At 35.9% G+C, this 18,410-nt stretch carries 22 protein-coding genes; 17 read left to right on the top strand and 5 right to left on the bottom strand.

All coding sequences use genetic code 11. From position 1 onward, the window contains the following. The first annotated feature begins 190 nt into the window (after positions 1-190). The gene (locus BK580_RS10330) at positions 191-2,128 is read left to right on the top strand and encodes an ATP-dependent DNA helicase (RefSeq protein WP_078380242.1); all 1,938 of its coding nucleotides are present in this window, start codon (positions 191-193) and stop codon (positions 2,126-2,128) included. Positions 2,129-2,261: 133 nt separating this feature from the next. Then, positions 2,262-3,776 carry a carboxypeptidase M32 gene (locus BK580_RS10335; RefSeq protein WP_078380243.1) on the top strand — a complete coding sequence of 505 codons (1,515 nt, stop codon included), beginning with the start codon at positions 2,262-2,264 and terminating at the stop codon, positions 3,774-3,776. Between the two features lie 190 nt (positions 3,777-3,966). On the opposite strand, the gene BK580_RS10340 is transcribed toward BK580_RS10335, so the two are convergent. Further along, a complete protein-coding gene (locus BK580_RS10340) occupies positions 3,967-4,425 on the bottom strand; it encodes a chemotaxis protein CheX (protein ID WP_078380244.1) in 459 nt (152 codons plus the stop codon). Between the two features lie 241 nt (positions 4,426-4,666). Between BK580_RS10340 and BK580_RS10345 the strand changes: the two genes are divergently transcribed. From BK580_RS10345 to BK580_RS10385, 10 genes are all read left to right on the top strand, one after another. Further along, on the top strand, positions 4,667-5,209 hold the full coding sequence (locus BK580_RS10345; RefSeq protein WP_078382729.1) for a GNAT family N-acetyltransferase: 543 nt from the start codon (positions 4,667-4,669) through the stop codon (positions 5,207-5,209). Positions 5,210-5,411: 202 nt separating this feature from the next. Next, positions 5,412-6,491, top strand: coding sequence for a type III polyketide synthase (locus BK580_RS10350; RefSeq protein WP_078380245.1), 1,080 nt, complete (start codon positions 5,412-5,414; stop codon positions 6,489-6,491). A 4-nt stretch (positions 6,492-6,495) separates the two neighbouring features. After that, on the top strand, positions 6,496-7,062 hold the full coding sequence (locus BK580_RS10355; RefSeq protein ID WP_078380246.1) for an isoprenylcysteine carboxyl methyltransferase family protein: 567 nt from the start codon (positions 6,496-6,498) through the stop codon (positions 7,060-7,062). 573 nt (positions 7,063-7,635) lie between these two features. After that, on the top strand, positions 7,636-11,334 hold the full coding sequence (locus BK580_RS10360; protein ID WP_078380247.1) for a dynamin family protein: 3,699 nt from the start codon (positions 7,636-7,638) through the stop codon (positions 11,332-11,334). A 4-nt stretch (positions 11,335-11,338) separates the two neighbouring features. Then, entirely contained in the window at positions 11,339-12,082 is a 744-nt protein-coding gene (locus BK580_RS10365; RefSeq protein ID WP_078380248.1) for a nucleotidyltransferase domain-containing protein, read from the top strand. Positions 12,083-12,087: 5 nt separating this feature from the next. Then, positions 12,088-12,291: a hypothetical protein gene (locus BK580_RS10370; RefSeq protein ID WP_078380249.1), complete on the top strand. Its 204-nt coding sequence runs from the start codon at positions 12,088-12,090 to the stop codon at positions 12,289-12,291. Next, on the top strand, positions 12,288-12,542 hold the full coding sequence (locus BK580_RS10375) for a YpbS family protein (RefSeq protein WP_078380250.1): 255 nt from the start codon (positions 12,288-12,290) through the stop codon (positions 12,540-12,542). Before BK580_RS10370 ends, BK580_RS10375 begins: the two co-directional genes overlap by 4 nt. Positions 12,543-12,557: 15 nt before the next feature. Continuing rightward, positions 12,558-13,397 (top strand): sulfurtransferase, encoded by an 840-nt coding sequence (locus BK580_RS10380; RefSeq protein WP_078380251.1) that lies wholly within the window; start codon positions 12,558-12,560, stop codon positions 13,395-13,397. 72 nt (positions 13,398-13,469) lie between these two features. Beyond that, a complete protein-coding gene (locus BK580_RS24050) occupies positions 13,470-13,604 on the top strand; it encodes a hypothetical protein (protein WP_268877373.1) in 135 nt (44 codons plus the stop codon). Between the two features lie 205 nt (positions 13,605-13,809). After that, positions 13,810-14,682, top strand: a complete 873-nt coding sequence (locus BK580_RS10385; RefSeq protein WP_078380252.1) for a 5'-3' exonuclease — start codon at positions 13,810-13,812, stop codon at positions 14,680-14,682. A 70-nt stretch (positions 14,683-14,752) separates the two neighbouring features. On the opposite strand, the gene sspL is transcribed toward BK580_RS10385, so the two are convergent. Further along, positions 14,753-14,893 (bottom strand): small, acid-soluble spore protein L, encoded by a 141-nt coding sequence (sspL, locus tag BK580_RS10390; protein WP_078380253.1) that lies wholly within the window; start codon positions 14,891-14,893, stop codon positions 14,753-14,755. Between the two features lie 99 nt (positions 14,894-14,992). Between sspL and BK580_RS10395 the strand changes: the two genes are divergently transcribed. Together BK580_RS10395 and BK580_RS10400 are read left to right on the top strand one after the other, a co-directional pair. Further along, the gene (locus tag BK580_RS10395; protein WP_078380254.1) at positions 14,993-15,481 is read left to right on the top strand and encodes a divergent PAP2 family protein; all 489 of its coding nucleotides are present in this window, start codon (positions 14,993-14,995) and stop codon (positions 15,479-15,481) included. Between the two features lie 66 nt (positions 15,482-15,547). After that, positions 15,548-15,820, top strand: coding sequence for a DUF6123 family protein (locus BK580_RS10400; RefSeq protein WP_078380255.1), 273 nt, complete (start codon positions 15,548-15,550; stop codon positions 15,818-15,820). 80 nt (positions 15,821-15,900) lie between these two features. Here the strand turns inward: BK580_RS10400 and BK580_RS10405 are convergent, their stop codons facing one another. Continuing rightward, positions 15,901-16,290, bottom strand: coding sequence for a reverse transcriptase-like protein (locus tag BK580_RS10405; protein WP_078382730.1), 390 nt, complete (start codon positions 16,288-16,290; stop codon positions 15,901-15,903). A 175-nt stretch (positions 16,291-16,465) separates the two neighbouring features. Here BK580_RS10405 and BK580_RS10410 point away from each other — a divergent pair, with 175 nt between their 5' ends. After that, entirely contained in the window at positions 16,466-17,119 is a 654-nt protein-coding gene (locus tag BK580_RS10410) for a reverse transcriptase-like protein (RefSeq protein WP_078380256.1), read from the top strand. 15 nt (positions 17,120-17,134) lie between these two features. Continuing rightward, on the top strand, positions 17,135-17,344 hold the full coding sequence (locus BK580_RS10415) for a zinc-finger domain-containing protein (RefSeq protein WP_328589045.1): 210 nt from the start codon (positions 17,135-17,137) through the stop codon (positions 17,342-17,344). 8 nt (positions 17,345-17,352) lie between these two features. Here the strand turns inward: BK580_RS10415 and BK580_RS10420 are convergent, their stop codons facing one another. Together BK580_RS10420 and cspD are read right to left on the bottom strand one after the other, a co-directional pair. Beyond that, the gene (locus BK580_RS10420) at positions 17,353-17,622 is read right to left on the bottom strand and encodes a DUF2564 family protein (protein ID WP_078380258.1); all 270 of its coding nucleotides are present in this window, start codon (positions 17,620-17,622) and stop codon (positions 17,353-17,355) included. A gap of 119 nt (positions 17,623-17,741) precedes the next feature. Next, a complete protein-coding gene (cspD, locus tag BK580_RS10425) occupies positions 17,742-17,942 on the bottom strand; it encodes a cold-shock protein CspD (protein WP_078380259.1) in 201 nt (66 codons plus the stop codon). A 196-nt stretch (positions 17,943-18,138) separates the two neighbouring features. Here cspD and BK580_RS10430 point away from each other — a divergent pair, with 196 nt between their 5' ends. Beyond that, on the top strand, positions 18,139-18,387 hold the full coding sequence (locus tag BK580_RS10430; RefSeq protein WP_078380260.1) for a hypothetical protein: 249 nt from the start codon (positions 18,139-18,141) through the stop codon (positions 18,385-18,387). Positions 18,388-18,410: the final 23 nt, after the last annotated feature.

Here is an 18,410-nt window from a genome sequence, read left to right on the forward strand (position 1 = left end):
AGAATAACTTCTAGTAAAATCTCCTAGTCAAACTGCTTACAAGACATGAGAATAACCCAATCCACCCTAAATCATCGTAAATATAGATGAAATCTTCCTCTTATAATCAATCATAGTAAAAAATACTTGACAAATCCCTTTATTTTTTCAATAATGTTTAGATGCAAACTTTTTCCCGGAGGTACATATAATGAATAATCGTCTGCCTTTTACAATGAACAAGGGTGATTCTTTTTTTGATCGTTTGAACGAATGGATAGGAGATGTTTTTTACGACATCTTACCGGAAGCTGGTTTTGAACTGCGTGATGAACAAATCTTTATGGCATTTCAACTAGAACGAGCATTTAAAGAGAAAAAAGTCATTTTCTCAGAGGCTGGTGTTGGAACAGGAAAGACGATGGTGTATCTTTTATATGCGATTTGTTACGCAAGATATATGGGAAAACCAGCCATTATTACCTGTGCCGATGAGTCCCTTATTGAACAACTAGTAAAAAAAGAAGGCGATATTGCGAAGCTTTCTCAAATACTAGATGTGACGTTTGATGTTCGTTTAGCAAAATCACCTGATCAATACTTATGTCTAAATAAACTTGATCATGCTCTAAATACCTATGATATTGACAATATTGATGATGTGTTTGATTCTCTACCGAGTTTTGTGAATAAGAACTCTGCTATGCAGTCCTTTCATCCATATGGCGATAGAAAGGATTATGCGAAATTAAATGATGAAGAATGGAATTTAATTGCATGGGATACTTTTCAAGACTGCTTTAGCTGTCAAAAGCGTCATCGATGTGGACAAACCTTATCAAGAGACCATTATCGGAAATCGACAGACTTAATTATTTGTTCGCATGATTTTTATATGGAACATGTCTGGACTTTTGATAAGCGTAAAAGAGAAGGGCAACTCCCATTATTACCTGAAGCGTCTACAGTCGTATTCGATGAAGGCCATTTATTAGAATTTGCTGCACAAAAGGCACTAACATATAAAATTAAAAAACACATGGTAGAAGAGCTGCTTACGCGACTCTTAGGTAATGATTTAAGAGAAGAATTCGCTTTACTAGTGGAGGATTCTTTAGAAGCGAATGATTTATTCTTTGAAAGTTTGGAAGAAAATTTAAGTGTGGTAGAGGGATCAGACCGTAAGGATATTCGAATGGATCAATCCCTGTTCAAGGAAGCAAAAAACTTACTTTCAAAAGTTGAGGAAATTGGAAATCAATTAGTCTTTGAAGGGGAGCTTCATACAGTTGACCATTATCAATTGCATATCGTGGAAGAGTACTTAGATTCGATTGAGTTCTTGTTAAAGCTTCTCTTATCACAGGAAGATGTAATTGCATGGGCAGAACATGCCAATAATGATCTGACCTTAGTCGTTATGCCTAAAACAGTGGAAGAAGTACTAAAGACGAATGTTTTCTCTAAGAAGATCCCTTTTATCTTTTCTTCGGCTACACTATCGGATAACAACTCATTTGATTACTTAGCGAATTCGTTAGGAATTGACGATTACTTATCGTTCTCTATTAACTCTCCGTTTGATTATGATGAGAATATGAATTTACAATTGGTAGAATTAAATACTCAAAATGATTTTGAGAAAAAATATCACCATACGATGAAAGCAATAGAACGTACCGATGGAAGTACCCTTGTTTTGTTTTCTAATAAGCAAGATCTACATCGTTTCCATGAAGAGAATCGTTCCAATGAAAATTATCGATTCCTCTATGAAGGAGATAAAGAAATTAGTGTCTTAGTTTCTGACTTCCAAAATGATGAAAAATCTGTCTTATGTGCTTATCACCTATGGGAAGGTCTAGATATACCTGGTCCATCGCTATCAAATGTTGTGATATGGTCTTTACCATTCCCTCCAAATGATCCCGTATTTGCGGCAAAACGGAAAGGATTGGAAGATGCGTATATGCAACTAGATGTCCCATATATGCTACTTCGTTTAAGGCAAGGGATAGGAAGACTTATCAGATCTACGGATGATAGAGGAGAGATAACCATTTTCGCTCCAAATGATCTATCTAATGAAGTAAAGGATAAGCTACTAACAGCACTACCAACTAGTCCGGTTTCAAGCACTCTGCAATAAGCAGAGTGCTTTTTGTTGTAATAACCATTGGATTGTTGCTAAGTTTGTTCAATTTTATATTTTTCCTGTTGCCAACTAGTGAGAAAATTGTGTATTCTTAAACTTAGTCTAAGATTTGTTGGGGGTTGTTAAAATGCTAGAGATTGGTAGCGTAGAAGAACAGTATTTAGAGCATATAGCAAAAATGGAAAGCTATAAGGAAGCTTTATCACTAATATTTTGGGATTTAAGAACTGGGGCACCTAAAAAGGGAGTGGAGCGTCGTTCAGACGTCATCGGAACTTTATCCGCGGAAGTTTTTAATATGTCTACCTCAAAAGAGATGGAAGGGTTTCTAACACAGCTATTAAAAGAAGAAGTGTTTGCTACATTAAATGAAGTGACAAAAGCGTCTTTGCTTGAAAGTAAAAAGAATTATGATCAAAATAAGAAAATCCCTCCTAAGGAATACCAAGAGTATGTGGTACTGAGTTCTAAGGCAGAATCAGTTTGGGAAGAGGCAAAAGAACAATCAGATTTTTCGCTACTACTACCGTTTTTGGAAAAGCTAGTAGACTTTAACAAAAGGTTTATAGAATATTGGGGATATGAGGGCAACAAGTACAACACTTTACTCGATTTTTATGAGCCAGGAATGACTGTTGCTAAATTGGATGAGGTATTTGGAAAGCTAAAAGAACGTATTGTCCCTTTAGTTCAGGCTATTCAAACTTCTTCTGTACAACCAAGATCTTCGGCTTTACTTATTCCTTTTGCTAAAGAGCAACAGCGGAATTTTAGTCTAGAAGTGTTAAAAGATCTTCAATATGACTTTGACTCAGGCAGATTGGATGAAACCGTTCATCCTTTTGCAATCGGTTTAAACCCAGGAGATGTTCGCGTCACTACGAAATATGATGAAAATGATTTTCGAACAGCCGTCTTTGGGACCATCCATGAATGTGGACATGCGCTTTATGAACAAAATATTTCATTGGATTTAATTGGAACAGGTTTATGTACGGGAACTTCAATGGGGATTCATGAATCACAATCCCTATTCTATGAAAACTTTGTAGGACGCCATTTTGCTTTTTGGAAGCGTCATTACGAAACACTCCAAGGCTACGCAAATGGAGCCTTTGATGGTTTAAGCTTAGATGAATTTTATTTAGCTATCAATGAAGCAAAGCCTTCCCTAATTCGAATTGAAGCAGATGAGCTTACTTATTCATTACATATTATGATTCGTTATGAACTAGAAAAAGCACTCTTCAATGATGAATTAGAAGTGAAGGATTTACCTCAAGCCTGGAATGAAAAATACGAGAGCTATTTAGGAATAACTCCACCAAGTGATGCGAAGGGTGTCTTGCAGGACGTACATTGGTCTGGTGGAGCATTTGGCTATTTTCCTTCTTATGCGCTAGGTCTTATGTACGCAGCTCAATTTAAACAAGCTATGTTGAAGGACCTGCCTAACTTTAATGAGCTTTTAGAAAAAGGTGACCTCCAACCTGTTAAAGCATGGCTAACAGAGAAAGTCCATCAATATGGCAAATTGAAAAAGCCATTGGAAATCTTAAAGGATGTAACAGGTGAGGAGTTAAATGTTGATTATTTAATTACGTATTTAGAAGAGAAATATAGAGGAATCTATCAGCTTTAGTATGGCGGATTTTTCGTTAAACATGAGGATAACCATTGGTTAATCCTCTTTTCTTTTGGAAAATACCATTTAAAAGAATTTGTTCTATTTCTGATAATAAAAATCAGGGAAATGAAAAAGGGTTGAAATTAAAACGAAAATTAGCTTTTAAAAAAAGAAGTCCAATAACAAGGACTTCAATAATATCAGATTATGAGACAGCTTCTAATTCCACAATAATTTGCATTTCTCCATTATCTTTCAAAAAAATCGGAGAATGAAGTCGATGGTGAAAATGAAACTCTTGTTGTTGTTCGATTAAAACATTTGGAGGAGTAATATCCATATTCAACCCACTTTGAGCAATGTTGGTTGAGAGATTTCCTGCGATCATATTACCTAATTCACCTGTAAAAGATTGAAGCATTTCTCCCTCTAACTCCATCCCAAACATTAATGAGCCAATATGCTGAAAAACAGTTTGTTCTCCCTGAATAATTAATTGCCCCCGGATATCTCCGGTTAATACGATGAGGACCCCTAATGCTACATTGGTTAAATTTTCTGTATGTAAACTTGGTTGGTCAAACGTAAAGTCTATTGGAATAACTGATTTTACTGAATCAATAGTCCTATTAAAGACCTGTGTCAAGCTCTCTGCAGGGGACATAAAGCACCTCCTCAACTCAAATAAATAGTACTTTTTTATCATATCACAAATTTCGACTTATTTTTCAATAAATTTGTTAATAAAGGTTTGAGTATGCTAAGTTTGTTGAACAATAAGGAGAGATTCCATGGCAGCCCACGGAAATCGAACGCCTAGCACGGAAATCATCAGGGTGTTCGAAGGTGTCATCTTTATTTTCACGGTAGCTTTTCACCTAGAAAGAATGAGAAGAGGTATAAAAATGTCTGAAATGTCTTTAGAATTCACTGCAAAGGATGGAACTACTGTCAAGCTTAGACCAGTTAAAGAAGAGGATGCAAAAGACATAATTAATGCGGTAGAAAGCATTATTGCTGCTGGAGAATATATTCAAAAAGAATCGCCAAGAACCGAAAAGGAAGAGAAAGATTTCATTAAAGAAATGAAACAAAAAGGAAATATGTATCTGGCGGTAGAAAAAAACAGTAAAGTTGTCGGGATCGCTCGTGTGATAAAGGGCGAACTGAAAATGAAAAGCCATACAGGACTATTTCGAACATGGTTAGCAGAAGAAGCACAAGGTCTTGGAATCGGAAAAAAAATTATGGAATACACCGATAAATGGTGTGAACAAAATATAAAAAAACTTACACTCACCGTTTTTTCTTCCAACGAAGTAGCTTACCAACTCTATAAAAAATATGGTTTTCATGAAGAAGGGAATCAAAAGGAACAAGCCTTTATTAAAGGAGACTATGTGGATGAAAGATGGATGGCCAAATTTTATCGAACAAATGATAATTGATAATTTCCATTAATTTATAATGTTAAAAGAACGATTTTTCGGTATAATAAAAATGCACAACACAACAACTCCTTTAAAACGTTTTAAGTTTTCCTAAGTTACTAGGAAAGCTTTTTTTATCGCTTTTTTTTAAATCCAATATTTGTATAAATATTAAAAACTTGGAAATAGTAAAAATACTACGATTCTGAGGTGTATTACTATGCCAAAAATACTATCAGTTGGAACTTCTATCCCCAAACACACAATAAAACAAGATACAGCCGTAGAATTTGCCAACGAGCTATTTGAAGAGTCCTTTAAAGATATCTCAAGACTCTTAACTGTTTTTCAAAATGGCCAAATTGAGAAGCGACATTTTGTGAAAGATTTAGAATGGTTTCGTGAACCTCATTCCTTCGAAGAAAGAAATAATCTTTACATAGAAGAATCTGTTTCATATGGAGTAAGAGCAATTACGGCATGTTTAGAAAATCCTATCTTACTTCCCAAAAAAATAGACTATGAAGAAATAGAGGCAATTTTTTATATTTCTACAACTGGCATGGCAACCCCTAGTATAGAAGCACGTATTATGAATATCCTGCCATTTTCTCCTTATACGAAAAGAATTCCGATTTGGGGCTTAGGATGCGCAGGTGGTGCAGCTGGCCTTTCTCGTGCTTTTGAATACTGTAAAGCTTTTTCAAAATCCAAAGTATTGGTTCTTTGTGTAGAGCTTTGTAGCTTAACTTTTCAAAAGAATGATCGTTCAAAAAGCAATCTTATCGGTACCTCGCTGTTTGCGGACGGTATTTGCTGTGTTCTTGTAGCGGGTGATGATGTAACCGTAAACACAGATCGTTCCTATCCACATATTTTAGGGAGTCAGTCCACTTTAATGAAGGATTCAGAGGAGGTAATGGGCTGGGAGATAAAGAACGAAGGCCTATATGTAGTGTTTTCACGCGATATACCGTCGATTATTACAGAGTGGCTTTCCCCAAATGTACAACATTTTTTGAAGGAGTATCATTTAGCGACAGAGGATATTGAGCACTTTATTCTTCATCCTGGAGGGAAAAAAGTTTTGGATGCGTATATCGACTGTCTTGAGATACATGAATCGAAGCTTAAAATTTCTTTTGAAGTGTTGAAGCAATTCGGTAATATGTCTTCGGCAACTGTGCTTTTTGTCCTTAAGGAAATGATGGAAAAGGAAGCGAAAAAAGAAGATATTGGTTTAGTTGGTGCACTAGGTCCTGGATTTTGTTCCGAAATGCTGCTGTTAAAATGGGAGTGAGCAGATGTTTCTTATCTTTTTTTTATTTATTATATTTCAGCGTTTAGGTGAGCTATCGATTGCGAAGAATAATGAGAGATGGATGAAAGAGAACGGTGCTTTAGAATTTGGAGAGAATCATTATGGTTATATGGTATTTATGCATATTGCTTTTCTTGTTTGTTTTTTGTTAGAAGTGTTGGTGTTTGCAAAAACAATTCATCCACTATGGCCTGTGATAGTAATTCTATTCATGGTAACTCAAGGATTGAGGATATGGGCGATTACCTCTTTAGGTAGGTATTGGAACACCAAAATTCTAGTTGTTCCAAGCGCAACAATTGTGCGAAAAGGACCTTACCGGTTTCTTCGTCATCCTAATTATTTAATAGTGGGATTAGAAATTTTTCTTATTCCTGTGCTTTTTCAAGCGTATATAACGGCTGCTCTATTTACCATCTTAAATGTTTGGATGCTATCTGTTAGAATCCCAATTGAAGAAAAAGCATTATCGCATACAGCAAGCGACTATTCTGACTATATCCTAGAAAAAAGCAGATTCACACCGAAATTCAATAAAAATATTGATTGATAGTCATTGTCAATTAGCTGAAAATCTGTTAAGATGATAATAATTATCAATTTCAATGAAGGGGGAAGTGTAACGATGATGATACTTCTTTTTGCAGGGACAACAATTGTTGCCTATTCCATTCTCTTAAAAGTTGTTTTACGACATACATGTGAGCCTAAACAAGCAGAATAATACATAACAAGACCCGTTGCTATATAAAAGCAGTGAGTCTTGTTTTTTTGTTCTTGAAAATAAGTAGGTTGCTGGTTAAACTCCCTGTAAATCTCCGGTGCAGGTGTTCGCTTATCCAGAGGGAGTTTGTGGAGCCTCCTCGGCTTTTGCCTGCGGGGGTCTCCACAAAACGCTACTTCCCGCAGGAGTCTCACGCCTTCCACGACGATCTACAGGGGGAGTCCGAGATACTTAACATTCCTCCTTTTCATCATCCATGATGCAAATTAGTTTGCAGGGGTGTCAATGTGAATTTAAGGTGTTTCACGGATAGTTATTTACAGTTTAAATATAGGAAAATTCGTTATAATCAAGTAAAATAGAAGAATAATGTATCATGAAGACAGCTGAGGGGACTAAATGATGGGAATAAATAAGCCAATAGAACGTAAAGAACAATCATATACACAGCTATTAGAAAAAACGAACAGGATTCTTGCTGAGTTACATAATAAGGGCGATAAGGTCAGTGCGAGAAAGGTTGCTGAGCTAGGGAAAAAGATTATGGATGAAGATTTGACTATTGCATTTTGTGGTCACTTTTCAGCAGGGAAATCGACATTCATTAATGAGCTATTACAAGAATCTATTTTACCAGCTAGTCCAATTCCAACCTCTGCAAATGTGGTGAAAATTCAAAAAGGGGAAGAATTGGCTCATGTTTACTTTTTTGAAGGGGAAGCTTTAGAGATTCTTCCGCCAGTATCGTTCGAAAATGTGAAGGCATACTGTAAAGACGGGGACCATGTTGAGTCTGTCGCTTATCAGTACCCTTTTAAAAACTTACCAGATGACTTAATTGTTTTAGATACTCCTGGAGTTGATTCAACGGATGATGCACATCGGATATCCACAGAATCAGCATTACATCTTGCAGATGTTATTTTCTACGTTATGGATTACAATCATGTGCAATCAGAAGTAAACTTGAAGTTTATAAAAGACTTACAAGATAAAGAAAAGAAAATTTACTTAGTAGTGAACCAAATCGATAAACATCGTGAGGAAGAACTACCATTTGAAGCCTATCAGACGAGAATTAATGATTCTTTTCGTGATTGGGGAATTGAGCCAGTAAGTCTTTATTACACTAGTTTAAAGGTTGAGAAACACCCATTAAATGATTTAGCTATTGTAAAGGAAACGATTCAGCTTTTACGAGAAGATAAAATGGCGATCTTACCTATTACAGTTGAGAACGCGCTACATCATTTGTTAGAAGAGCATAAAAAGTGGTTACTTGATCAACAAGAAGATAAATTAGAATCCCTTATAAAGCAAAAGCAAAATAATGAGCTTACAAGTTCTGAAGTTCTACATCAATGGAATAGAAAAAAAACAGAATGGAATCAGATAGAATCTAAAAGTAAGCAGAAAAATGAGGATTTTATCCATCAAATCAATCAAATTTTAGAAAATGCAAATATTACTCCATTTGAAATGAGAGAGTTAGCCCAAAAGTATTTAGAGTCTAAGCAAAAAGGCTTTAAGGTAGGTTTACTTTTTTCAAGTAAAAAAACCATGGAAGAGCAAAACGTACGTCTTTCAGCGTTTGTTGAGGATGTAGCTGACCGTGTGAAAACCCAGATAGAAAAATTTATACACGAGCAGATTTATGCGTTCTTAAAAGAAAATGACCTATATCAGCCATCCATATTCGATCAAATCCAAACGATTTCGATCGATATAGATGAGGACTTTGTAGCTGGCCAAGTTAAGCAAGGGGCGGGCATTACAGGAGAAGCTGTTTTACACTATACAAAAGAGTTGGCTCAATCGATAAAATCTATTTACAGAAAACAAGTTCAGGAGTTTATTGAAGATATCTTTATTCAACTGAATGAGCAACATGGGAAAAATAATCAGAGGCTTCAGCACGAAATAAACGAATTAGAGCGAATGTACAAGGCCAACGAAGAAATCCAAGCTATCGAGGCAAAGATAGAAGAACAAATAGAAAATTTGCTAACTATTCTTTATAAAAATAATTCTAATGAAAATTTAGAGAAGAATGGTTCACACTTAATAGATCAATATGTGAGTCGAGAATATAAAAGAATTGTTGGTACGGAGCTGCTTGAAGTAAAGGTTAATACAGAGCAGGTGGTAAAAGATTCAGAACCAACTACTATTGCTCCGAAAAATCAGGAAGATACGGATAGCCCAAAGCAAATGTCCCTTATTTTAAAGGAAACTTCTAACCATTTAAACCATTTACAAGGTTTTCAAACAGTTGTTCAAGAATTAAGAAATCGTGCAAACAAACTGGATAATCAATCATTTACGGTGGCGCTTTTTGGGGCATTTAGTGCAGGGAAATCTTCTTTTGCTAACGCTTTGCTTGGGGAAAGCATTCTACCTGTTTCACCTAATCCAACGACTGCGTCTATTAATAAAATCTCGCCGGTTACAACAGAGCGTCCACATGGGACAGTATGTGTTCAAATGAAATCAAGAGAACAACTTCTTCAGGACGTCCAGCAAGCACTTACTTATTTTCAAACAACCATTGTTTCATTAGAAGATGCTTATGAAACCATAAAAAAAATCGTTCACAAAAATAGTCAGATAGAACTGGAGGCAAACAAGAAACCTCATTTTCATTTCTTAAAAGCATTTCTTACAGGTTGGACAGAAATGGATAAGCAATTAGGGTGCTTGTTGACGGTTGCTTTTGATAAGTTTGCCAGCTATGTTGCACAAGAGGAGAAATCCTGTTTCGTTGAATGGATTGAAGTATTTTATGACTGCCCTCTAACAAAAGAAGGCTTAACTTTAGTTGATACACCGGGGGCAGATTCAATTCATGCAAGGCATACAGATGTTGCGTTTGAATATATAAAAAATACGGACGCCATTCTTTTCGTCACCTATTATCAACATGCATTTTCAAAAGCAGACAGGGAATTTCTTATCCAGCTCGGTCGGGTGAAAGATGCATTTTCTTTGGATAAAATGTTTTTCTTAGTCAATGCTGCTGATTTAGCTCATAACGAAGAAGAGCTACAGTTAGTGTGTGACTATGTTGAAAATCAATTAACCACTTATGGGATTAGAAATCCGAGACTATTTCCTGTATCTAGTTTGCTTGCGATTAAAGAAAAAGAAGGGAAGAAGTTTACTCATTCCTTCTTACCTAGTTCGTTAATGGGTAATTTCGAGAAGGCCTTTATACGATTTATCCAGTCTGATCTAGTTAGCATGAGCGTTCATGCTGCACAATTAGAGATAAACCGAGCAGTCGTACTATTGGAAAATTATATAAAAGAAGCACAGCTAGGAACAGAAGAAAAAGATAAGAAGAGACTAATCCATCAACAAAATAAAATAGAAATCCAAAAATGGATAGCAGATTATAAGGTAACAAACTTTCAAACATTGCTGAATCAAGAAATTAATGAACTATTGTATTATGTTAAACAACGAACAATGTTGCGTTTTTCTGATTTCTTTAAAGAAGCCTTTAATCCGGCAGTATTAAAAGAAGATGGAAGAAACATGAAGGAGCAGCTTGCTAGTTGTATACACGAATTTCTCTCAGATATAGCACATAATCTCTCACAGGAAGTGCGTGCTACTACTGTGCGGATTGAAAACTATGTGAAGAAATCATTGGTTAATTGGCAGGTAGAAGTGGGGTCACATGCTCAAAAACTCGAAAATAAAGTCACTTTTTCAACCTTTGAAATTGAAAAAATTAAACAAATGAAAGTAGAGCATGATTTTCCTACTTTACCAACAAAAACAGAAAAGCAAGCAATAGGATATTTCCGTAATTCTAAAGCCTTTTTTGAGAAAAACGAAAAACAAAAATTAAGTCATTTCTTAGAAGAACAGTTATCACCTCTAATGGATAGTTACTTGGAGCAAAATGAAGAGGAATTGAATTCCCATTATCAAGTGGAACTTCAACAAGGCTTTGACCAAGTGAAGAAAAACATAGAGCAACAGCTTTTGGATTTCTTTGAAGGAATGCAGGCTGCATTAAGTGAAGAAATTAACGTAGCAGAATTAGAAAATGCCTATCATCAGATTCAATTACTTAACCTAAGGAGATGAAAGGTTGAAACTATCCATTCTTAAGCAATTAAGTCAAATTGAAAAAGAGAAACAAATCAAAATTTTGTATGCGTGTGAAGCGGGTAGTAGAGCATATAATGTAGCCACAACAGAAAGTGACTTTGATATACGTTTTATCTATGTATCACCACTGCCCTTCTATTTATCCTTAAGTACGATTAATGATACGATATCTATTCAAGAGGATAAATGGGATATACACGGGTGGGATTTGAAAAAAGCGTTGACCCTCGCTCAAAAGTCAAATCCCTCTCTTTTTGAATGGATGTTATCACCAGTTCACTATACTAAGGAAGTCGCGTTTTATGAAAAATTGCATGATATTGTAAAAAGAAATTTTTCAAAAAAAACGCTTGTCGCGCATTATAGCAATATGGCAAAAAGAAATTTAGCGAGCTATCATGAGCACCGAAAGCTATCCTTTCTATTTCACGGACTTAGAGCAACCTTGATGGTGGAACAATTAGTGATGGGATATTCACTTTCGATTGATGTCGTTTCTTTACTAGAAGTAAGTTCTGTTATTGATAAGCAAGACATCATAAGTGTCCTTGCTGCAAAAAAAGAGAAGGCAGAGTTGGAGCATATAAATTCTGATAGGATGATCGCAAGAGTGGTGGATTTTCTAGCGACTACAGAAAAAGAAATGAGCCAGCTGTCTAATACGAAACCAAATATTGATTTATTGCAAGAATTATTTTATCAGCAACTAGGGATAAAAGGGTGAGGAATGTGCCAACTGCAAATCGTTTTCATGCATGTGCAACATGTCAGCACTATCAAGTGATAAAATTAGATAGTCACACTATTTATCGCTGTAGTCGATTAGGGTATGAGACTAAGCCACATTTTAAATTTAATTGTTGGCAGCCGAAAGAGAAAGTACTACAATTAATGAAAAAACATGGAATTGAAGTGGAGGATTTACAGCAATGAGCGTACATAAAGCAATCAGTGCCCATTCAAAAAAACAAAATCAAATCGTATCAAGCTTTTTACAGTTAGAACAAAAGAGAGAAAATTTTATTGAAGAAGCAATCGTACTGTGCAAACAAAACAAGCCGTTTACGACTGAAAAAATCAATCAAGTTACTAATCAAATCAATGAATTAGCAAGACATGGCATTGCGCCTCAAAGAAAGCTTGTCACGAAACAAATGGTAGAGGAATTTGTATCACGCAGTTAAGTAGGAGGGGAAGAAATGCAGGCTATTGTCGAGCCACAATGGGTGAAGGAACATTTAGAAAGTCTCGTAATTATTGATTGTCGATTCCACTTAAACGACCCGCTGAAAGGGCGTCAAGAATATAGTAACGAACATATCCCACAAGCCTTTTACTTTGATTTGGATCAGGATCTATCTGGAACGATTGAAAAGCATGGGGGCCGGCATCCTTTACCTGATTTGAACAAGCTACGTGATAAGTTAGAGGCTGTTGGAGTAAGTAATGATGTAACAGTCGTATTGTACGATGATCAAAACAGCGCAATGGCTTCTAGATTATGGTGGTTATTAAGCTATTTAGGTCATGATAAAACCTATATTTTAAATGGTGGTTTCAAAGAGTGGAAACGTCAAGGATATCCAGTTAGCACTTCTCCATCCATTCCAATAAAAAAAGGAACTTTTATTCCAGTGGTTCAACAGAATATGGTCGTTTCTGCTCATGATATCTTACGTGATCTCAAAGCTTTTGAACTAAGGGAAAGCTATCTTATCGATTCAAGAGAGCCCAAAAGATATCTTGGGTTGGAAGAACCTATTGATAAAAAGGCTGGGCATATTCCAGGGGCATATAATTATTTCTGGATGGATAATTTGACTGCAAATCGTTGGAGAAATGAAGAAGAGTTGAAACAGCAATTTGCAGAACTTGACCCTTCAAAAGAAATTATCGTCTATTGTGGCTCCGGAGTAACAGCTTGTCCTAATGTTCTTGCATTAAAGGAAGCAGGCTTTACAAACGTTAAATTATATCCAGGAAGCTGGAGTGATTGGATCAGCTATGAAGAAAATCCAATTTCGACATCTTCAAGATAAATATTACCTATTATGAAATGCCTCTCTATTTCACAAGCTATATTAGATTAATGAAATTAGGGGGTTTTTCTATTGGGTCGTACGAAAAAGGGAAATGCAAACGCACAACGTAATAATAATGCAAAACAAAAAGGTGTTCTGAATACCGAATTTGCTTCTTATGCGGAATATGAAGCAGCGAAAATGACGAACAAGAAAAATCATTAATCTTTTAAAAAAACCTAGTCGCTCTTTTAGAGACTAGGTTTTTTTTTATGTAGTAGGTTCTGCTAAAATGCGGTGTTTAACACAGAGCCATGTAGTAAGTACAAACGTTTAATGGGAAGGAATGTTTCTTCCCATTAACCCACTCTTAAAAGAAAGGACAAAATATGATATAATCTAAGTCGCATAATAGAGAGGGGAAGATCTTGTGAACAAGAAAGTATTATTAATAGATGGTATGGCCTTATTATTTCGTTCCTTTTACGCAACGTCGGTTTACAATCGGTTTATGTATACCTCAAATGGGATTCCCACAAACGCGGTTCAAGGCTTTGTGAAGCATATGATATCGTCGATGGAAGCTTTCCAACCAACTCATATTGTTTGTTGTTGGGATATGGGGAGTAAAACCTTTCGAACGGAAATGTTTGATGAATATAAAGCAAATCGACCAGCTCCACCACAAGAATTAATCCCTCAATTTGATTTAGTAAAAGAAGTAGTGGAAGCTTTTAATATCCCGAATATTGGTTTAGTCGGATATGAAGCGGATGATTGCCTCGGTACATTGGCTGAGCAATATAGCACAGACGCAGAAGTGATAATTTTAACTGGAGACCAAGATGTTCTACAACTCATCACCCCTAATGTAAAGGTGGCGCTATTACTTAAAGGTTACGGTAACTATGAAGTGTTAGATGAAAATGGCTTTTATGTGAAGAAGGGGCTAACTCCAAGACAGTTAATTGATTTAAAGGCAATTATGGGAGATAGTAGTGATAATTATCCAGGGGTAAAAGGTATTGGAGAAAAGACAGCATCCAAATTGTTAATGGAGTACCATACTGTTGATGGTATTTTAGAAAATATCGAAGCTCTTACGAAAGCCCAACGTAAAAAGTTTGAAGAAAGCTTAGATCTTCTTCATCTTTCCAGAGAGCTAGCAACCATTAAATGTGACGTTCCAATCTCCTGTGAGTTACAGGAAGCAACTATCACCATTGATCGAACTAAAGTCATGACAAAATTCGATGAATTAGAATTTAAAAGTCTCCATGCTTTTGTAAGTAAAGTTTGTTAAGAGATGAAAATATAAATGAAAACAGGTAGAGGGAGGGTGTCCCAAAAGGTTTCCTTTTGAGACAGCCTCTTTAACTTTTGTTATTACTTTTTTTAGCTTTGTCTTCAAGTTTGGACTTTGGCTCTTGAGCAAATTCTGCATCTTGTCCATAGCCTTGTGGATTAATACCAGGCGCTGCTTTACCTCTATTTGCGGATTTATTCCTACTCATCAATTTCACCTCCAGTTATTTTTAGCTTTCCTTTTTCCTTTAAAAATATGTTGTATACAAGTTCATCTCCTATTTAAAACTATAGATGAGGTGATGTAATTGAACAGAGCACTGAAAATTGCTTTAAGTGCAATCACGATAGCACAGTTTTTAAAAATACCAATCAAATACGTTCGCACAGGTAGATGGGAATGGTCGACATTTTTTGAGACTGGCGGAATGCCTAGTTCACATTCTGCAGGTGTTTCCGCGCTTGCGACATTTATTGCAATAAAGAGGGGATTTAAAACGATTGATTTTGCACTTTCCGCTATTTTTGGTTTAATTGTGATGTACGATGCCCAAGGAGTGAGACGACAAACGGGAGAAATAACATTAGCGGTAAACGACTTAGCGGAACAGCTTGATAAACTAGAGGGAAAACCAGATAACAATGTGCATGATAGAATTGAAAAAAGATTAAAGGAACGACTAGGACATCAACCTGAAGAGGTAGTTGGAGGAGCATTGTTTGGAATTTTAATCGGATTAATTGGCGGGAATTTGTTTCCAAAGAAGAAAAAAATAAGTTGGCTGGAAAAACACTAATAGGCAGCCGACAATTTTTGCGGTAAGATAATGGGAGGGGATTGAAAAGAATAAGGATGGATTTTCATGAAAAGCACATTAAGCACTGAAGAGTATATTCAGCAGCTTTCCGCAAAAGGATTTGTCTTTCGAGAAGACTCATTAGGATTTATTGAGTTTGGAAAGCATTATACAGCTAGTTCAGATTATTTAGTCAATATAGCCATTGAGCTAACCTTAAAGGCTCAAAAGCAATTTGACGGCAGTTTTTTTGTATCTATTTTGGAAATGATCCAAACCGAGAGCATTCAAACGAAAAGTGCAGCATTTCAATTAGCTAAGAAAAAGAAAATCATCTAGAAGGACTATCTGTGGGTATAGATAGTCCTTTGGTGTGTAATCAAACCAATAGGAGAATAGGCATGAGGCTTGAGCACTTTTTATTTATTCATTTGAATGGCTTTTCGTGCTAGTTCATCCGCAACCTTGTTTTGGTTGCTTGGAATCCACTTGATAAAAAATAAATCAAATTGGTCAATATGCTTTAAAGCTTCTTCTAAAAGAGAACGATACGTTTCTTTTTTCGCAAACCTTTTTTCTACAGCACCTTCTACTGCTTGTGAATCAGTTCGGAAAGAAACGACTTGATAATTATTTCTTTGGCATATTGTTAGAGCATGGATCAATGCATGAAACTCTGCTTCATGATTGGACATAATTCCTAAGGGAATGGAGTATTGATCAGCACCTCCATGACCTTTTATAAAGATACCTGCTCCTGATGGTCCAGGATTTCCTGCACTAGCACCATCAATGTACACTTCAATCATTTTTCTCCCCATCCCCAATCTATTCATAATTGTGATAAACATAATTCAAGCACTCCTGTGATAAGATAAGAATACACAACAAAGCAATATTAGGAAAGTAAATAGATAGATGTTTTCTGTCCTAAACATTAGCGGCTAAGGGTCAGAAAAACGAGCGGAGAGGAGAAGTGAAAATATGAGAGTAACTATGGAATGGCACTATCATACACCAAGGCATATTGAGACCATTTTCAGAAATGAAGAAATGGACGTTAAATTGGCATTAAGATTAGCAGAGGATATAGAAAAGACTGGAAGAGTAAAGCATTTATATTTCTATGATCAAAATGGGGAAGAATGGACAAAAAAAGAAATCCTAAAGTGGATTAAACAAAGTGAGGAAGGAATATCTGACGTAACAGCTTATTTTGATGGTGGATATGATGTAGACTCAAAACTAGCAGGAATCGGAAATGTGGTTTATTATAATCAAAATAGAAAAAACTATCGCTATCGAATCAACGCTCGACTAGAAGAGCTTGAGTCCAATAATGAGGCAGAATATGCCGCCTTTTACTTTTTGGTACAGCAGCTAGAAAATTTAGGAGTCAGAGCTATGGAAGTAACCTTTAAAGGGGATTCCTTAGTAGTACTCAACCAATTATCCGGAGAATGGCCATGCTATGATGAACTATTTAATCGTTGGTTGGATAAAATAGAAGAAAAATTAAAAAGCTTAAAAATAAAGCCTATATATGAACCTGTTCAACGAAAAGAAAATGAAGAAGCGGATCGCTTGGCTAAACAAGCGCTTGAAGGAACACCAATTGAAAGTAATTTGTTACTGTAACCATAGGAGTGAACGATGATGATAAACCGAAAGAAGATATTAATGGAAGTTGGTGGAATTTTAGACACCTATTGTACTGAATGCTTAGTAAAGCAAGCCTTGCGTAAAGACTATGGGAAAAACCATGCACAGTCATTTTGCATTAATGATTGTACAGTAGGTGCTGAAATAAAGAAATTAGGGGATTTATTAGTCAACGCAGCCCAAAGAAATAACCGCCTTTGAAGAGGCGGTTATTTCTTTGCTTCAGTAAGTTGATGTTCACACTGTGCTAATGTAAGCTCAGCATTTTGAAGAAAATCTGTATCTAAACCCGTGCCTTCACTTTTCGCATCATTTAGTAAAGATCTAGCATTAGAAATTGCTCGCTCCGCATGCTCCATTGCTTCCGGATCCAAGCTCATTGTAGCAGATCCAACCATTTTCTCTGCAGATTGAATAGAGACCTCTACTTGCATTAAATCATTATAGCCTGTGTGAATATCGTTTGAATGATTGTCCATTTTCATGCCTCCTTCTTATGTTAGAATCGGTAAATAACTAAGAAGATATGCATCGAAAAATAAGAAAAAGAGGCCTAGTTAGCCTCTTTCCCCTTAAGTATATATGGTTGTATACTAAATTATAGTTTTGTTACGTTTTCAGCTTGCGGTCCGCGATTTCCATCAACGATTTCAAAAGAAACTTCTTGGCCCTCTTCTAAAGACTTGAAGCCGTCTCCTTGAATTGCTGAGAAGTGTACGAATACATCGTCTCCACCTTCTACTTCAATAAATCCGAAACCTTTTTCATTGTTGAACCATTTTACTTTGCCGTTTTGCATTATTCGTTTTCCTCCTAAAAATAGCGCACAGTGTGCTTTGAAAGTAGTTTATCACCTATCCATTTTCCCAAAAAGAAAGCGGTTAAATGACAATTACACTATACAATATATTCCTAAGGAAGGTCAAGACTTCTCAAGGAATGGGGTGCTAATCCGTTCTTTTTTATCATAAATTAGATAAAAAGGAGGATAAGCAATGTTACGTACCAAATATCAAGAACAGGATATCATCTTACGTATCAAGCGAAATCTAATGCTCTACTCCTTAACAGATGAAATGATTTATGAGGGATTACTAAATGTGATGGACACCATTTATCAGATGGATACCTTTGCATTAGTGGTAGACGAAAAATATTGGATCGTAGGGGATACACAACGTAGTGCCTATCCATTAATAACGGTTCAAAATATTATTCCCGTTCAAAATGTACTATCCCTCTAGCCTATACAAACAAGTGTTTTGCT

It is taken from the genome of Sutcliffiella halmapala (genome assembly GCF_002019665.1).
In the GTDB taxonomy this organism is placed as follows: domain Bacteria; phylum Bacillota; class Bacilli; order Bacillales; family Bacillaceae_I; genus Sutcliffiella_A; species Sutcliffiella_A halmapala.

Coding starts and splice junctions, on each gene's coding strand:
- BK580_RS10330 (WP_078380242.1), top strand. CDS start 191: ATGAATAATCGTCTGCCTTTTACAATGAACAAGGGTGATTCTTTTTTT.
- BK580_RS10335 (WP_078380243.1), top strand. CDS start 2,262: ATGCTAGAGATTGGTAGCGTAGAAGAACAGTATTTAGAGCATATAGCA.
- BK580_RS10340 (WP_078380244.1), bottom strand. CDS start 4,425: ATGTCCCCTGCAGAGAGCTTGACACAGGTCTTTAATAGGACTATTGAT.
- BK580_RS10345 (WP_078382729.1), top strand. CDS start 4,667: ATGTCTGAAATGTCTTTAGAATTCACTGCAAAGGATGGAACTACTGTC.
- BK580_RS10350 (WP_078380245.1), top strand. CDS start 5,412: ATGCCAAAAATACTATCAGTTGGAACTTCTATCCCCAAACACACAATA.
- BK580_RS10355 (WP_078380246.1), top strand. CDS start 6,496: ATGTTTCTTATCTTTTTTTTATTTATTATATTTCAGCGTTTAGGTGAG.
- BK580_RS10360 (WP_078380247.1), top strand. CDS start 7,636: ATGATGGGAATAAATAAGCCAATAGAACGTAAAGAACAATCATATACA.
- BK580_RS10375 (WP_078380250.1), top strand. CDS start 12,288: ATGAGCGTACATAAAGCAATCAGTGCCCATTCAAAAAAACAAAATCAA.
- BK580_RS10380 (WP_078380251.1), top strand. CDS start 12,558: ATGCAGGCTATTGTCGAGCCACAATGGGTGAAGGAACATTTAGAAAGT.
- sspL (WP_078380253.1), bottom strand. CDS start 14,893: ATGAGTAGGAATAAATCCGCAAATAGAGGTAAAGCAGCGCCTGGTATT.
- BK580_RS10400 (WP_078380255.1), top strand. CDS start 15,548: ATGAAAAGCACATTAAGCACTGAAGAGTATATTCAGCAGCTTTCCGCA.
- BK580_RS10405 (WP_078382730.1), bottom strand. CDS start 16,290: ATGATTGAAGTGTACATTGATGGTGCTAGTGCAGGAAATCCTGGACCA.
- BK580_RS10410 (WP_078380256.1), top strand. CDS start 16,466: ATGAGAGTAACTATGGAATGGCACTATCATACACCAAGGCATATTGAG.
- BK580_RS10415 (WP_328589045.1), top strand. CDS start 17,135: ATGATGATAAACCGAAAGAAGATATTAATGGAAGTTGGTGGAATTTTA.
- BK580_RS10420 (WP_078380258.1), bottom strand. CDS start 17,622: ATGGACAATCATTCAAACGATATTCACACAGGCTATAATGATTTAATG.
- cspD (WP_078380259.1), bottom strand. CDS start 17,942: ATGCAAAACGGCAAAGTAAAATGGTTCAACAATGAAAAAGGTTTCGGA.
- BK580_RS10430 (WP_078380260.1), top strand. CDS start 18,139: ATGTTACGTACCAAATATCAAGAACAGGATATCATCTTACGTATCAAG.